Source organism: Pseudomonas sp. GW821-FHT01E10, assembly GCF_059422365.1.
Window position 1 is genome coordinate 407,082 of the sequence record NZ_JBWKWT010000003.1, and the last position, 14,565, is coordinate 421,646.

The window sequence follows — 14,565 nt, forward strand, 5'->3', positions numbered from 1 at the left end:
GGCGCTATCAGAACAACTTCATCTTCGGCGCTTCTTCTTTCAACGGCTCGTTCTTCGCCGTCTGTTCATTCCAGCCACCGCCCAACGCCTTGTACAGGTTGACCGCGCTGGTCAGCTGCGCCAGGCGGTCGGTGATCAGCGCCTGTTGGGCACTGAACAGCTGGCGCTGGGCGTCGAGGAAGGTCAGGTTGCTGTCGACCCCGATGCGATAACGACGCTCGGCCAGACGGTAGTAGTCCTGGTTGGCGCTGACGAAATCACGCTGAGCCTGCAACTGCTCGGTGTAGGTCTGGCGTGCGGCCAGGCCATCGGCGACTTCCTGGAAGGCCGTTTGAATGGACTTCTCGTAGTTCGCCACGCTGATGTCTTTCTGGATCTTGGAGTAATCCAGGCTGGCACGCAGGCTGCCGGCGTTGAAGATCGGCAGGTTGATTTGCGGCTGGAACAACCAGGTGCCCGAACCACCCTTGAACAGACCGGACAGGTCCGGGCTCAGGGAGCCGGCATTGGCGGTCAGGCTGATGCTCGGGAAGAATGCAGCCCGCGCCGCGCCGATGTTGGCGTTGGCGGCCTTGAGGTTGTATTCGGCCTGGAGGATGTCCGGGCGACGTTGCAGCAAGTCCGACGGCAGGCCGGCCGGCACGTCGCTCAGCAGGTCGTCCGACAGTGGCTTGGCTGCTTGCAGATTGGCCGGGATGCCGGTGCCGAGCAGCAACACCAGGCTGTTTTCATCTTGGGCGACCTGACGGGTGTATTTGGCCTGTTGCGCACGGGCGTTTTCCACCGAGGTACGTGACTGGGCCAGATCCAGCGCCGAGGCTACGCCCACTTCGTTGCTGCGCGAGGTGAGCTTGTAGCTCTCCTCGAAGGCACCGAGGGTTTCCTGGGTCAGTTTCAGCAGTTCCTTGTCGGCCTGCCAGGTCAGATAGGCATTGGCCACGCTGGCCACCAGACTGATCTGCGTGCTGCGCCGTGCTTCTTCAGTGGCGAAGTACTTCTGCAGGGCCTCTTCGCTCAGGCTGCGCACCCGACCGAACAGGTCGAGTTCATAGGCGCTGATGCCGACGGTGGCCGAGTAGGAACTGCTGATGTTCGCTTCGCCGGTTTGCGAGGCCCGTGCCGGAACCCGCTGACGACTGCCGCTGCCGGTGGCCGAAACCGCCGGGAACAGGTCGGCGCGCTGGATGCGGTATTGAGCCGCATAAGCGTCGATGTTCAGCGCCGCGACACGCAGGTCACGGTTGTTCTCCAGCGCGGTCTGAATCACCTGCTGCAGCGCCGGGTCGTGGAAAAACTGCTTCCAGCCCTGTTCGGCGGCGGCCTGGTTGGGCGCCTGGGCCGGCGAATACGCCGGGCCTTGCGGGTATTGGCCCGCCACCGGTGCTTCAGGCCGCTGATAATCGGGTATCAGCGAGCAGCCACTCAGCACGAAAGCGGTGACTGCCAGGGAGAGTAGCGACTTGCTCATTAGCCAGCCTCTTGAGGAGTTTCAATGGCGTCATCCTGGTCGGCAACTTTGCGCTGGCCCATGGACGACACGGTGACGAAGAACAACGGAACCCAGAAGATCGCCAGGATCGTGGCCGTGAGCATACCGCCAATCACCCCGGTACCGATCGCATGTTGGCTACCCGAACCGGCGCCCGTGGAAATGGCCAGCGGTACCACGCCGAGCACGAATGCGAGCGAGGTCATGATGATCGGTCGCAGACGCATCCGGCAGGCTTCGATCGCTGCATCGCGCAGGCTACGCCCTTGCTCATGCAGTTCCTTGGCGAACTCGACGATCAGAATGGCGTTTTTCGCCGCCAGACCGATGGTGGTCAACAGCCCCACCTGGAAGTACACGTCGTTGGACAGGCCGCGCAGGCTGGTCGCCATCAGCGCACCGATGATCCCCAGCGGTACGACCAGCATGACCGCGATCGGGATCGACCAGCTTTCATACAACGCCGCCAGACACAGGAACACCATCAACAGCGACAAGGCGTACAGCGCTGGTGCTTGCGAGCCGGACAGACGTTCCTCGTACGACAGACCGGTCCAGGAAATACCGACACCGGCCGGCAGTTTCTTGGCCAGGGCTTCGACTTCGGCCATGGCCTCACCGGTGGAATAGCCGGGCGCCGGGGCACCGAGGATTTCTATCGCTTCCACGCCGTTGTAACGGGCCAGTTTCGGTGAACCGTAGATCCATTCACCCCTGGCGAACGCCGAGAACGGAACCATGGTGCCGGCGCTGTTGCGCACGTACCACTTCTTCAGGTCTTCAGGACTCATGCGAGCGCCGGGCAGGCCTTGCACGTAAACCTTCTTCACACGACCGCGGTCGATGAAGTCGTTCACATAGCTACTGCCCAGGGCAATCGACAGGGTGTTGTTGATGTCGGTGAGGGTCACGCCCAGGGCGCTGGCCTTCTCATCGTCGATTTCCAGCTGGTACTGCGGCTCGTCATTCAGGCCGTTCGGACGGACTTGCGACAGGACCTTGCTTTGCGCCGCCATGCCGAGGAACTGGTTACGGGCTTCCATCAGCTTGTTGTGACCGATGCCGGCACGGTCCTGAAGGAATACGTCGAAACCGGTGGCGTTACCCAGTTCCAGTACCGCTGGTGGCGCAAAGGCAAACACCATGGCGTCGCGGAAGGTAAAGAAGTGCTGTTGGGCACGGGCCGCCAGTTTGAACACGCTGTTGTCGGCGTTACGTTCGTCCCACGGTTTGAGCATGATGAACGCCATGCCCGAACTCTGGCCACGGCCGGCAAAGTTGAAGCCGGTCACGGTAAACACCGAGGCCACTGCATCGCCTTCGCCGCCATCCTTGCTCGGACGCAGCAGGAACTCGCGCATTTCATCCACGACCACTTGCGTGCGCTGGGAGCTGGAACCGGCCGGGGTTTGCACCTGGGCAAACAGTACGCCCTGGTCTTCTTCCGGCAGGAACGCCGTTGGAATGCGGGTGAACAGCCAGATCATGCCGACCACGATAATCAGGTACGCCAGCAGGTACGGAGCCTTGTAAGCGAGCATGTTGCCGACGCCGCGCTCGTAGCTTTTGACGCCACGGTCGAAGTTGCGGTTGAACCAGCCGAAGAAGCCGCGTTTCGGCGTGCCGTGCTCGCCTTTCGGAATCGCCTTGAGCATGGTGGCGCAAAGCGCCGGGGTGAAGATCAATGCAACCAGCACCGACAACGCCATGGCCGAAACGATGGTGATCGAGAACTGCTTGTAGATCACACCGGTGGAGCCACTGAAGAACGCCATCGGCAGCAGTACCGCGGACAGCACCAGAGCAATACCGACCAGCGCACCCTGGATCTGCCCCATGGATTTCTTGGTGGCCTCCTTGGGTGACAGGCCTTCTTCGCTCATGACCCGTTCGACGTTTTCCACCACGACGATGGCATCGTCCACCAACAAGCCGATGGCCAGCACCATGCCAAACATGGTCAGGGTGTTGATGCTGAAGCCGAATGCCGCGAGGATCCCGAATGTACCCAGCAATACCACCGGCACGGTCATCGTGGTGATGACGGTGGCGCGGAAGTTCTGCAGGAACAGGAACATCACCAGGAACACCAGCACGATCGCTTCGACCAAGGTTTCAACCACTCCTTTGATCGACTCGGTCACCACCGGGGTGGTGTCGTACGGGAACACCACTTCCATCCCTTGCGGGAAGAACGGCTTCAGGTCATCGATGGTTTTGCGCAGGGCCTTGGCGGTATCGAGGGCGTTGGCACCGTTGGCCAGCTTCACCGCCAGACCGGAAGCCGGGCTGCCGTTGAACTGGGCGCTGACGCTATAGTTCTCGCCACCCAGGCCTACTTCGGCGACGTCTTTGAGGCGAACCTGCGAGCCGTCCTTGTTGACCTTGAGCAGGATTTCCTTGAACTGCTCGGCAGTCTGCAGGCGGGTCTTGCCGATGATCGTAGCGTTCAGTTGCTGGCCGGGCAGGGCGGGCAAGCCGCCGAGTTGACCGGACGAGATCTGGACGTTCTGCGCCGCGATGGCGGTTTTCACGTCCACCGGGGTCAGGTTGAAGTTGTTCAACTTGGCCGGGTCGAGCCAGATCCGCATCGCGTACTGGGCACCGAAGACCTGGAAGTCACCGACACCGGCGGTCCGCGAGATCGGGTCCTGCATGTTCGACACGATGTAGTTGGACAGGTCGTCCTTGGTCATGCTGCCGTCACGCGACACCACACCGATGACCATCAGGAAGTTTTTCACCGACTTGGTCACGCGGATACCCTGCTGCTGCACTTCTTGCGGCAGCAGCGGGGTGGCCAGGTTCAGTTTGTTCTGGACCTGAACCTGCGCGGTATCGGAGCTGGTGCCCTGCTCGAAGGTCGCGGTGATGGTCATGCTGCCGTCGGAGTTACTTTCCGACGAGACATAACGCAGATTGTCGATACCGTTGAGCTGTTGCTCGATCACCTGCACCACGGTGTCCTGCACGGTTTGTGCAGAGGCGCCGGGGTAAGTCACGGAGATCGCAATGGCCGGAGGCGCAATGCTCGGGTATTGGTTGATCGGCAGCTTGAGGATCGATAAAGCCCCGACCAGCATGATCACCAGGGCAATTACCCAGGCGAAAATCGGACGGTCGATAAAAAATTTCGACATGGTTTACTCCCCTTTGCCGCCGACAGCGACTTTGGCTGCCTGTGCGGGGACCGGGCTCTTGGCGTTGACGTTGGTGGCTTCAGTGGCCTTGACTTCAACACCAGGTCTGACGAATTGCAGCCCTTCAGTGATCAGGCGATCGCCTGCCTTCAAGCCGTCTTCAATCAACCATTGGTTGCCGACAGTACGGCTGGCCTTGAGCTGACGCAGTTCGACCTTGTTGTCCGGACCCACGACCAGCGCGGTCGGGGTGCCTTTGAGGTCGCGGGTCACGCCTTGTTGCGGCGCCAGAATCGCCGCGCTGTTCACGCCGGATTGCAACTGAGCGTGAACGAACATGCCCGGCAGCAGGGTGTGATCAGGGTTCGGGAACACCGCGCGCAGAGTCACGGAACCAGTGGTCTGGTCTACCGAGACTTCAGAGAACTCGAGCTTGCCGTCCACGGCGTACTGGCTGCCGTCTTCCAGGGTCAGCTTGACCGCGGCGGCATTGTCGCCCGCCTTTTGCAGACGACCGCTTTCCAGTTCGCGGCGCAGCTCAAGCAGCTCCACCGAGGACTGGGTCACGTCGACATAGATCGGGTCCAGTTGTTGGATGACCGCCATGGCGTCGCTCTGGCCGCTGCTGACCAGCGCGCCTTCCGTCACCGACGAACGGCCGATTCGACCGGAGATCGGTGCGTAGACCTTGGTGTAGCGCACGTTGATCTGGGCGGTCTGCAGGGAGGCTTCCGATTGCAGGCGGTTGGCCAGTGCCGTGTCGTATTCCTGACGGCTGACGGCCTGTTCGTCGACCAGTTGCTTGTAGCGATCGGAGATCGACTTGGTCGAACGCAGGTTGGCTTCGGCGCTTTTCAGGGTCGCGTCATAGACCGACGGGTCGATCTGATACAGCTGCTGACCGGCCTTGACGTCGCCGCCTTCCTTGAACAGTCGTTTGAGAATGATGCCGTTGACCTGTGGGCGAACTTCGGCAATACGGAACGCACTGGTGCGCCCTGGAAGTTCGGACGTCAGGGTGAAGGCTTGTGGTTGCAGGGTTACGACGCCGACCTGAGGGGTGGGTGCGGCAGGTGCCGCCTCTTCCTTTTTACATCCACTGAGCAGCGATGCCAGGGCGAGGGCAGTAACCAGAGCGGTAACAGCTGGCTTGAATTGCATGAAGATCCTCGGGTCAGGCGCGCAAGTTGCGCACAAGAAAGGTGGAAGGTTAAAAAATTTTACCGGGTGGATAAGTAGCTTGCTAAGGAATATACTTACATTCATGCTTGTTTGTAAATACCTTGGCGGCGTACCCACACCGTTACAAAAGCCGTCCAAAGATTTGAATTGTAGGCCTGAGACGAAGCCCGAAAGCGCTCGCCTCACTTCTATTCAGCGGATGCTCAGACATCGCTGAGGCACCCTGATTGAGGTTTTACTGCCATGGTCCGTCGCACCAAAGAGGAAGCTCAAGAAACCCGAAGCCAGATACTCGAAGCGGCAGAAAAAGCCTTTTTCGAGCGGGGCGTGGCACGCACGACGCTGGCGGATATCGCTACCCTGGCCGGGGTGACTCGCGGGGCTATCTACTGGCATTTCAGTAACAAGGCGGATCTGCTGCAGGCGATGCTCGATACCCTGCACGAGCCGCTGAATGAAATGGCCAAGGCCAGTGAAAGCCAAGACGAACTCGACCCGCTGGGCTGCATGCGCAAACTGCTGATTCATTTGTTTCATCAAGTTGCCATGGACCCGAAAACCCGACGCATCAACGAGATTCTGTTTCATAAGTGCGAATTCACCGATGAAATGTGCGACCTGCGCCAGCAGCGCCGAACGGTCAGCCTCGATTGCAATGTGCGAATCGCGCTGGCCCTGAGTAATGCGGTGAATCGCGGGCAGTTACCGGAAAACCTCGACGCTGCCCGCGCGGCCATCAGCTTGCATGCCTACATCGATGGCATCCTGTATCAGTGGCTGTTGGCTCCCGACAGTTTTCAACTGCACATCGAAGCCGAGCGTTGGGTCGACACAGGTTTGGATATGCTGCGCTTGAGTCCCAGCCTGCGCAATTGAAACAAAATGCGTAATTGGATCCGTTTTTGTCAAGGCATGACGCGGGGAATGTCCCTGCTTCGCGCGCCTTTTTGCAATGGGATGCTTTTATATACGTACGTTCGCCAGGTTGATAGGTAGCGAGCTACGTATTTTGTAGGGATTTTGTGTCGAGTATGTGAATGAGTGTGAACGCCCCGGCTACAAGGGCGCCGAATAGCCGACCAAAGGCATCGCATTTGCCTCAGTGACCTTTGATCTTCCATACGCAAAAGCCCCGGCTCTTTCGAGTCGGGGCTTTTGCATTTCAACGGTCGAGGCTTACAGCGTCGGATAGTCGATATAACCGACCGGGCCCTTGCCGTAGAACAGTTCCGGACGCGGCTCGTTCAGCGGTGCATCGGCCTTCAAGCGCGCTGGCAGGTCCGGGTTGGCGATGAACGGCACACCAAACGCCACCGCGTCGGCCTTGCCGCTGGCCAGCCACTCGTTGGCGCTGTCCTTGGTGAAGCGTTCGTTGGCGATGTACGGGCCGCCGAAGGCTTCTTTCAATTGCGGGCCGAGGCTGTCGGCGCCTTCTTTTTCGCGCGAGCAGATGAACGCGATGCCGCGTTTTCCCAGTTCGCGAGCGACGTAGGTGAAGGTCTCGGACAGGTTGTCGTCGCCCATGTCATGGGAGTCGGCGCGCGGTGCCAGGTGCATGCCGACGCGGCCAGCGCCCCAGACTTCGATCACGGCGTCAGTCACTTCCAGCAACAGGCGCGCACGGTTTTCCAGGGAGCCACCGTAGTTGTCGGTGCGCTGGTTGGTGCTGCTTTGCAGGAACTGGTCGAGCAGGTAACCGTTGGCACCGTGGATTTCCACGCCGTCGAAACCGGCGGCCTTGGCATTCTCGGCCCCCACGCGGTAAGCGTCGACGATGTCGGCGATTTCAGCGGTTTCCAGGGCGCGCGGAGTTGGGTAGTCGGCCAATGGACGAACCAGGCTGACATGGCCTTTAGGCTGGATGGCACTCGGTGCGACCGGTGCTTCGCCGTTCAGGTACGAAGGATGGGAAATCCGACCCACGTGCCACAGTTGCAGGAAGATTTTGCCGCCCGCGCCGTGGATCGCTTTGGTCACATTGCTCCAGCCGCGCACCTGGTCGTTGGACCAGATGCCGGGAGTGTCCGGGTAACCGACGCCCATCGGCGTGACCGACGTGGCCTCGCTGAGGATCAGGCCGGCAGAGGCGCGCTGCACGTAATACTCGGCCATCAGCGCGTTCGGCACACGGCCTTCGTCGGCGCGGCAGCGGGTCAACGGTGCCATGATGATGCGGTTGGCCAACTCGAGGTCGCCCAGTTTGATCGGATCGAAAATAGTCGTCATTTAATAGCTCTCTTTTAGCGATTAATGGGTAGCGGGGGCCAGCTCGGCATCGCCGCTCTGACGGAAAGTAATCAGGGTCACCAGCAGGGCGAGTACTGCCAGTGCGGCGGCGGCCAGTGGCACGCGGGTCAGGCCGAAACCATGGGCGATGACGCTGCCGCCGACCCAGGCACCGAGTGCGTTGCCGACGTTGAAGGCGCCGATGTTCAGGGTCGACACCAGGTTCGGTGCAGCTTTGCCGAAGGTCACCACGTTGACTTGCAGGGCGGGGACGGCGGCAAAGCATGCGGTGGCCCAGAGGAACAGGGTGATTTCGGTCGGGATCAGGGCCACGCTGGTCCAGGTCAGCACGGTGGAGACCACCGCCATGGTGATGAACACACCGATCAGCGTCGCCGCCATGCCTTTGTCAGCCAGCTTGCCGCCGATGATGTTGCCGACTGTCAGGCCCAGGCCGATGAGCACCAGGGTCCAGGTCACGCCACGCGGGGAAACACCAGTGACTTCGCCCAACAGCGGCGCGACATAGGTGAACAAGGTGAAGACCGACGCGGCGAACAAGGCGGTCATGCTCAGGGATAACCAGATACCGGCCCCCTTGAGGGCGCGCAGTTCGGCGCGCATGTCGAGTTTCTCTTCATCGCGCTTGGCCGGCAGGAAGCGGATCAGGCCGATCAGCGCAACCATACCGATCACGGTCACTGCCCAGAAGGTCGAACGCCAGCCGGCTTCCTGGCCGAGCGCGGTGCCCAGCGGTACGCCGAGGACGTTGGCCAGGGTCAGGCCGGTGAACATCAGGGCCACGGCCGACGCACGTTTGTTGGCCGGCACCAGGCCTGCCGCCACCACCGAACCGATGCCGAAGAACGCGCCATGGCACAAGGCGGTGACCACACGGGCAAACATCAGGACGTTGTAGTCACTGGCCAGGGCGCAGAGCAGGTTGCCGATGATGAAAATCCCCATCAACGCTACCAGCGCGGCCTTGCGCGGCAGCCTGGCGGTGGCCAGTGCCATGAACGGCGCGCCGATGGCCACGCCCAGGGCGTAACCGGTCACGAGCCAGCCGGCGCCGGGGATCGACACGCCGAGGTCCGCCGCCACATCGGGCAGCAAGCCCATGATGACGAACTCGGTGGTGCCGATGGCGAAGGCGCTCAAGGCCAGAATGAGTAGCGAGAGGGGCATGGTTGATTCCTTATCGGCGTACTGACGTAAAGGGTCAGAGCTCTTTGCTGAAGGTGCGAAGGAACTCCTGGATGGTTTCCTCGTTGCGTTTGAAAAAATGCCACTGGCCGACTTTGCGGCTGCTGATCAGGCCGGCGCGTTGCAGGGTCGCCAGGTGTGCGGACACCGTGGACTGCGACAAACCGCAACGTTGATCGATCTGCCCGGCGCAGACGCCGTGCTCGTTGCTGTGGGTCTGGTCGGGAAATTCGACGGCCGGGTCTTTGAGCCAGTGCAGGATTTCTCGCCGTACCGGATGTGCCAGGGCTTTTATTATTTCGTCGAGGTCGAGGTCGAGGTTCATGGCTTGGGGCTCGTGATGAGTAAAACGTTATATCGCGATGGGGCGAACTTTAAATCGGTATTTCGCGATATACCAATATGATTTCGGTCTGATGACTGCGTAAATCGGTATATCGGGTTATAACGATATTGGTGAGGCAGTGCTAAGCTGCGTCCATGAACTATCTCGCACATCTGCACCTCGGTGGCCAACGCCCCGGTCAAATGCTCGGCAGTCTGTATGGCGACTTCGTCAAGGGACGGCTGCAGGGGCAGTTCGATCCGGAGATCGAAGCGGCCATCCAGTTGCATCGCAGCATCGATGTCTTCACCGACCGTCATCCGTTGGTGGATGTCTCGTTGTCACGGTTTTCCATCACGCGCAGGCGTTACGCCGGGATCGTGCTCGATGTGTTTTTCGACCATTGCCTGGCGCGGGACTGGGCGCTGTACGCCGACCGTCCGCTGGGGCAATTCACCTCGGATGTTTACCGGGTGCTGCTGGCCGAGCCGCAGTTGCCGGAGCGCCTGGCGAAGATTGCGCCGCACATGGTGGCCAATGACTGGTTGGGGGCTTATCAGGAATTCGAAGTGCTGGAGCAGGTACTGCGGGGGATTTCACGCAGGCTGACGCGGCCCGAGGAACTGGCCGCGGCAATGCAGGAGTTGCGGCGGTTGTATGAACCGTTGAGCGAGGATTTTCGGTTGTTCTATCCGCAGCTTCAGGATTTTGTGCAGAGTCAGCCGGCGACATAAAACCACTGTGGGAGAGAGCAAGCCCGCTCCCACAGAAAAGTGTGTTTAAGCGGCGATGGCGGGGCGAATCGGGACTTGCCGGGGTTCCGGAATCGCCCCAAACAACGCCTTCTGCACCGCCTGTTGCGCTTCGAACGCCAGTGCCGCACGCTCGCGACCTTCGCAAGCGATCGGCTTGAGCAGGTGAATCTCCACCTCACCCCGATCATTGGCGAACAAGCGCATCAGGTGTGACAGCAAATCATCATCGCCAATGAACGGTGCCAGGGTATCCAGCTCGCCGTTGCGCAGATAACGAATCGCCACCGGTTGCAGCGCCACTTCGGAATCGATCGCCGCTGACAGCAAACGACCATGAAACGTGCGCAGCGAACGCCCATCGGTGGTGGTGCCTTCCGGGAACATCAGCAGCGGGTGTTCCTGTTCCAGATGGCGAGTCATCTGTTTGCGGATTAACTGACTGTCGCCTGAACCACGGCGAATGAACAGGCTGCCAGCCTTGGCCGCCAACCAGCCCGCCACCGGCCAGGTGCGCACTTCAGCCTTGGACAGGAACGACAGCGGCGTGAGCATGCCCAGCAGCGGAATGTCGGTCCAGGACACATGGTTGCTGACCCAGAGCATCGGCGCCTTCGGCAATTGACCATGGACGGTGACATGAAAGGGCAGGGCATTGCTCAGCCGCGCCATGAAAAACCGCGACCAGCGCTGGCGACGGACCATCGAATGGGCAATCCCCAGTCGTTCGAACGCGCCGAACACACTGGCCATGGTCAAGCCCAGCGCCACCACCATCAGCACTCGCGCAATTCGCGCGTACACCCGCAAGCGGCTCATTACACAGCCGCCTTGAAGTGCTTGGCGTAACGCGGGCAGAGCTCGTCGCGCTTGAGCAGGATGAACACGTCGGCCACCTGGAAGTCTTCGTCCCAGCACGGCTCGCCGCAGATTTTTGCGCCCAGGCGCATGTAGGCCTTGAGCAGCGGCGGCATTTCGGCGATGACGTTCGATGGAATGTCCAGCGTCGGCAATGGCTTCTTCGGCTCGGCCCGCAGGTGTTCGGTGCACAGGTAACGTTCGCGCAGGCGTTGCATGATCGCGTGGGCCTGGATGCCGCCGTCCTGCATCGGAATGCTCGCGCAACCCATCAGATAGCTGTAGCCGCCCTGGTTCAGCACTTCGGCCAGTTCACCCCAGAGCACGGCGATGGTGCCGCCGTTGCGGTAGGCCGGGTCGACGCAGGTGCGACCGATTTCCAGGATCGGGCCTTTCAGATGAACCAGGCCATGCAGGCTGAATTCTTCTTCGCTGTAGAACTTGCCCAGGCTGCTGGCGGCCGTGTGGTCGAGCAAACGAGTGGTCGCCACCAGGCGCCCGGTGTTCAAGTCACGTACGCCGATGTGGGCGCAGTGAACATCATAGTCATCCATGTCCAGACCCAATTCCGCGCCTTTCAGCCTGGCGTTGAATTCGCCGCTGAACACGTTGAAGCGCAAGGCCTGGGCTTCCTGCAGTGCCTCGGCGCCCACCAGGCGTTCGGCTTGCAGGCGGCGTTCATTGCCGGTGTCGCTGATGCGGGCGATCTGAGTCATTGCGAATCTCCGTACGGGCTGGCCACCCGTCTTGGGTTGCAGCCGATCGACTTTCTTTATGCAGCCGTGTTGTGCAAAGTCAGGCTATGTAGCCCCGGTGTCATCGCCATGAAGCTTTGGTGATGCTTATATGACAGCCCACAAGGAGCCTCTTATGCCCTGGCAAACCCTGTTGAACCGCAGCGATCGCCTGCCCGCCGACCCCGATCTTGGCGAAGGCTTCGCGACCTTGTTGCACCGCTTGGGCACGGTCACCCCGTTTGAATTGGCGGTGAACGGCGGACGGCTGATGGCGACTCCGGGGTTGGCGTTTCTGGTGGGGTATCAAGCGGCGCTGCGGATGCTCTGGCCGAGCGCGCCGCTGAGCCTCGGTGCGTTGTGCGCGACCGAGCAACGCAGCTTGCGGGTGGCGGACATGCAGACCCGGCTGCGGGATCTGCGTCTGAGCGGACGCAAGGATTTCGTCACCGCCGGCGATGCCGCCGACTGGCTGCTGGTCGCCGCTCGCAGCGAAGAGCCAGGCAGCGATCCGCGCCTGAGTCTGGCGGTGGTTTACCCCGGCGAACCGGGCGTGCGTCTGGAGAAACTCGCGCCGTTGCCGTTGATGCCCGAGATCAGCCACGGTCGGCTGTTTCTCGACAACGCGCTGTGCGAATTGTTGGCGGGGGACGGCTGGGATGCTTACGTCAAACCGTTCCGCACCCTGGAAGACATTTATGTGCTGAGTGCGATGACCGCGTGGCTGTTCGGCATTGGCCAGGACAACGACTGGCCGCACACCTTGCAACTGCGTTTGCTGGCGCTGCTGGCCGGGTGCGCGGAAGTCAGCCGCCAGGCGCCGAACAATCCGGCCGGGCATGTGTTGCTGGGTGGGTTGTTTGCGCAATTCGACGGGCTCAAGGCTGAAGTGAATCAGGCCATGACCGACGGCCCGCCGCAGTGGGCGGCGATGTGGCAGCGCGATCAGGCCGTGATGGATCTGGCGGCAGGGGCGCGGGGCAAGCGGTTGGCCAAGGCGTTGGCGGGATCTTCGTTAGGGTGACGGGCCTCCCAAAACTGTCATCAACCTCGACTAGGCTCAGCAGGTTCATCCTCCGAGCGTCCTCCATGTTCAAAGGCTTGTCGCTGATTTCCATCCTGCTGTTCAGCTTCACGGCCCAGGCCGAAAACTGGCCGGCCGAGCAATGGTTGCCCGGCCCGACAGTCACCGGTCCGGCCGTTCAAGCCCTGGAAAACTACGCTTTCCCACTCCGCAACGACACCACCCGCAAGGGCATCCGCACCGATGCCTTGCTGGTGATCCATGACGGCCAACTCGTCTACGAGCGCTACGCCGGCCCGACCCGTGCCGACACCCCGCACCTGACCTGGTCGATCAGCAAAAGCCTGTTGGCCACGGTGCTCGGCGTGGCCTATGGCGAAGGTCTGTTCAAATTGCAGGACCCGGTGGTGCAGTTCTATCCAGCGCTGGAAAAACACACCGCCATGACCATGGCCGACTTGCTGCACTGGGCCTCGGGCCTGGATTGGCAGGAAGACTATGAGTACGCACCGTTGAAATCCTCGGTGGTGGCGATGCTCTACACCCGAGGTCATCGCGACATGGCTGCGTTTACCGCCGACCACGACGCGTACGCCAGGCCCGGTCAGGCCTTCCGCTACTCCAGCGGCGACAGCAATCTGCTTTCCGCCGCGTTGAAAGCCATTGTTGGCCCGGCCCGATATCCGGATTATCCGTGGACCGCATTGTTAGAACCCTTGGGCATTCACGGCGCGGTTTGGGAAGTGGATGCCACGGGGACATTTGTCGCCTCGTCCTATGCCTACCTCACCGCCCGGGACCTGGCACGGGTCGGCCTGTTGATGGCGCGCGACGGTCGCTGGCGCGAGCGGCAGCTGCTGCCCAAGGCGTGGGTCGACTTCAGCCGTGAGCCGTTCGCCCACTACCGAGCCAACCAGGATGAAGCGGTGCCCGGCGGGCATTGGTGGCTCAATCGAGCGGTGGATGGTGCGGCACAACCCTGGCCCGATGCGCCCGTCGACACCTTCGCCGCGCTGGGCCATTGGGGCCAGGCGATGTATGTGATTCCCAGCGAAAAGCTGGTGATCGTCCGCTACGGCGATGATCGCGATGGAAGTTACCGGCATAACGAACTGCTCAAACTCGCGCTCAAGGCGTTTGCCATGAAGGTGCAGCCATGAGCCGTCGCAGTTTCATTCGCCGTCGGCCGTTCAGCACGCTGTTGCTGGTGCTGCTGATCGCCGTGCTCGGCTGGGTCTGGCAGGAACGCGTGGCGCTGTGGGCTTTTCCCGACATCATCAGTGCTTACACCGCCAAGGAATACTGCTCGTGCCGGTATGTGATGAACAATCCGGCGGCGTATTGCCAGGGTTATGTGAAGCAGTATTTACCCACCAGCGGTTTCGTCGATGATGCCGCGAGCAAGCGGGTGACGGTCGGCGGATTGGGGCGCAGCAACAGCGCACAGTGGATCGGCGAGCGCCAGGGCTGCCGCCTGCAACCCTGACGTGGTCGTACTCGTTGTGGCGAGGGAGCTTGCTCCCGCTCGGCTGCGAAGCAGTCGTAATGCCAGCGGCGGAGATCTGATTGGAGGAACTCATTGTCTGATTTCGGGAGCGCTTCGCACTCCAGCGGGAGCAAGCTCCCTCG

The 14,565-nt window shown here is 61.2% G+C and carries 13 protein-coding genes; 5 read left to right on the plus strand and 8 right to left on the minus strand.

Annotation, left to right across the window (positions count from 1 at the left end; all coding sequences use genetic code 11):
• Positions 1 to 7: 7 nt before the first annotated feature.
• The 3 genes from emhC to AC07V0_RS08430 are packed head-to-tail and all read right to left on the minus strand — an operon-like array spanning position 8 to position 5,790.
• On the minus strand, positions 8 to 1,468 hold the full coding sequence (emhC, locus tag AC07V0_RS08420) for an efflux RND transporter outer membrane subunit EmhC (RefSeq protein ID WP_019580905.1): 1,461 nt from the start codon (positions 1,466 to 1,468) through the stop codon (positions 8 to 10).
• Positions 1,468 to 4,629: an efflux RND transporter permease subunit EmhB gene (gene emhB, locus AC07V0_RS08425; protein ID WP_018926862.1), complete on the minus strand. Its 3,162-nt coding sequence runs from the start codon at positions 4,627 to 4,629 to the stop codon at positions 1,468 to 1,470. Before emhB ends, emhC begins: the two co-directional genes overlap by 1 nt.
• 3 nt (positions 4,630 to 4,632) lie before the next feature.
• Entirely contained in the window at positions 4,633 to 5,790 is a 1,158-nt protein-coding gene (locus AC07V0_RS08430; RefSeq protein ID WP_018926861.1) for an efflux RND transporter periplasmic adaptor subunit, read from the minus strand.
• Positions 5,791 to 6,054: 264 nt separating this feature from the next.
• Here AC07V0_RS08430 and emhR point away from each other — a divergent pair, with 264 nt between their 5' ends.
• Positions 6,055 to 6,687 (plus strand): efflux system transcriptional repressor EmhR, encoded by a 633-nt coding sequence (gene emhR / locus AC07V0_RS08435; RefSeq protein WP_064619872.1) that lies wholly within the window; start codon positions 6,055 to 6,057, stop codon positions 6,685 to 6,687.
• 300 nt (positions 6,688 to 6,987) lie between these two features.
• Here the strand turns inward: emhR and AC07V0_RS08440 are convergent, their stop codons facing one another.
• From AC07V0_RS08440 to AC07V0_RS08450, 3 genes are read right to left on the minus strand one after another with little or no spacing between them, the layout of a single operon-like run.
• Complete coding sequence (locus tag AC07V0_RS08440; RefSeq protein WP_086944799.1) at positions 6,988 to 8,037, minus strand: alkene reductase; 1,050 nt, start codon at positions 8,035 to 8,037, stop codon at positions 6,988 to 6,990.
• 21 nt (positions 8,038 to 8,058) lie between these two features.
• Positions 8,059 to 9,225 (minus strand): MFS transporter, encoded by a 1,167-nt coding sequence (locus tag AC07V0_RS08445; protein ID WP_086944800.1) that lies wholly within the window; start codon positions 9,223 to 9,225, stop codon positions 8,059 to 8,061.
• A 34-nt stretch (positions 9,226 to 9,259) separates the two neighbouring features.
• Positions 9,260 to 9,568, minus strand: a complete 309-nt coding sequence (locus AC07V0_RS08450; RefSeq protein WP_086944801.1) for an ArsR/SmtB family transcription factor — start codon at positions 9,566 to 9,568, stop codon at positions 9,260 to 9,262.
• Positions 9,569 to 9,723: 155 nt separating this feature from the next.
• On the opposite strand from AC07V0_RS08450, the gene AC07V0_RS08455 reads away from it, so the two are divergent.
• Positions 9,724 to 10,302 (plus strand): acyl carrier protein phosphodiesterase, encoded by a 579-nt coding sequence (locus AC07V0_RS08455; RefSeq protein WP_086944802.1) that lies wholly within the window; start codon positions 9,724 to 9,726, stop codon positions 10,300 to 10,302.
• A gap of 45 nt (positions 10,303 to 10,347) precedes the next feature.
• Here the strand turns inward: AC07V0_RS08455 and AC07V0_RS08460 are convergent, their stop codons facing one another.
• Positions 10,348 to 11,139, minus strand: a complete 792-nt coding sequence (locus tag AC07V0_RS08460; RefSeq protein WP_086944803.1) for a lysophospholipid acyltransferase family protein — start codon at positions 11,137 to 11,139, stop codon at positions 10,348 to 10,350.
• Positions 11,139 to 11,894, minus strand: a complete 756-nt coding sequence (olsB, locus tag AC07V0_RS08465) for an L-ornithine N(alpha)-acyltransferase (RefSeq protein WP_019580897.1) — start codon at positions 11,892 to 11,894, stop codon at positions 11,139 to 11,141. The genes AC07V0_RS08460 and olsB overlap by 1 nt, the downstream gene beginning before the upstream one ends.
• A 154-nt stretch (positions 11,895 to 12,048) precedes the next feature.
• Between olsB and AC07V0_RS08470 the strand changes: the two genes are divergently transcribed.
• From AC07V0_RS08470 to AC07V0_RS08480, 3 genes are all read left to right on the plus strand, one after another.
• The gene (locus tag AC07V0_RS08470) at positions 12,049 to 12,936 is read left to right on the plus strand and encodes an acyl-CoA dehydrogenase middle domain-containing protein (RefSeq protein ID WP_086944804.1); all 888 of its coding nucleotides are present in this window, start codon (positions 12,049 to 12,051) and stop codon (positions 12,934 to 12,936) included.
• Positions 12,937 to 13,001: 65 nt separating this feature from the next.
• Positions 13,002 to 14,096, plus strand: coding sequence for a serine hydrolase domain-containing protein (locus AC07V0_RS08475; RefSeq protein ID WP_086944805.1), 1,095 nt, complete (start codon positions 13,002 to 13,004; stop codon positions 14,094 to 14,096).
• Positions 14,093 to 14,422, plus strand: a complete 330-nt coding sequence (locus AC07V0_RS08480; RefSeq protein ID WP_064619846.1) for a hypothetical protein — start codon at positions 14,093 to 14,095, stop codon at positions 14,420 to 14,422. Before AC07V0_RS08475 ends, AC07V0_RS08480 begins: the two co-directional genes overlap by 4 nt.
• Positions 14,423 to 14,565: the final 143 nt, after the last annotated feature.

Coding starts and splice junctions, on each gene's coding strand:
- AC07V0_RS08460 (WP_086944803.1), bottom strand. CDS start 11,139: ATGAGCCGCTTGCGGGTGTACGCGCGAATTGCGCGAGTGCTGATGGTG.
- emhR (WP_064619872.1), top strand. CDS start 6,055: ATGGTCCGTCGCACCAAAGAGGAAGCTCAAGAAACCCGAAGCCAGATA.
- AC07V0_RS08480 (WP_064619846.1), top strand. CDS start 14,093: ATGAGCCGTCGCAGTTTCATTCGCCGTCGGCCGTTCAGCACGCTGTTG.
- AC07V0_RS08430 (WP_018926861.1), bottom strand. CDS start 5,790: ATGCAATTCAAGCCAGCTGTTACCGCTCTGGTTACTGCCCTCGCCCTG.
- AC07V0_RS08455 (WP_086944802.1), top strand. CDS start 9,724: ATGAACTATCTCGCACATCTGCACCTCGGTGGCCAACGCCCCGGTCAA.
- AC07V0_RS08475 (WP_086944805.1), top strand. CDS start 13,002: ATGTTCAAAGGCTTGTCGCTGATTTCCATCCTGCTGTTCAGCTTCACG.
- emhC (WP_019580905.1), bottom strand. CDS start 1,468: ATGAGCAAGTCGCTACTCTCCCTGGCAGTCACCGCTTTCGTGCTGAGT.
- AC07V0_RS08450 (WP_086944801.1), bottom strand. CDS start 9,568: ATGAACCTCGACCTCGACCTCGACGAAATAATAAAAGCCCTGGCACAT.
- AC07V0_RS08445 (WP_086944800.1), bottom strand. CDS start 9,225: ATGCCCCTCTCGCTACTCATTCTGGCCTTGAGCGCCTTCGCCATCGGC.
- olsB (WP_019580897.1), bottom strand. CDS start 11,894: ATGACTCAGATCGCCCGCATCAGCGACACCGGCAATGAACGCCGCCTG.
- AC07V0_RS08470 (WP_086944804.1), top strand. CDS start 12,049: ATGCCCTGGCAAACCCTGTTGAACCGCAGCGATCGCCTGCCCGCCGAC.
- emhB (WP_018926862.1), bottom strand. CDS start 4,629: ATGTCGAAATTTTTTATCGACCGTCCGATTTTCGCCTGGGTAATTGCC.
- AC07V0_RS08440 (WP_086944799.1), bottom strand. CDS start 8,037: ATGACGACTATTTTCGATCCGATCAAACTGGGCGACCTCGAGTTGGCC.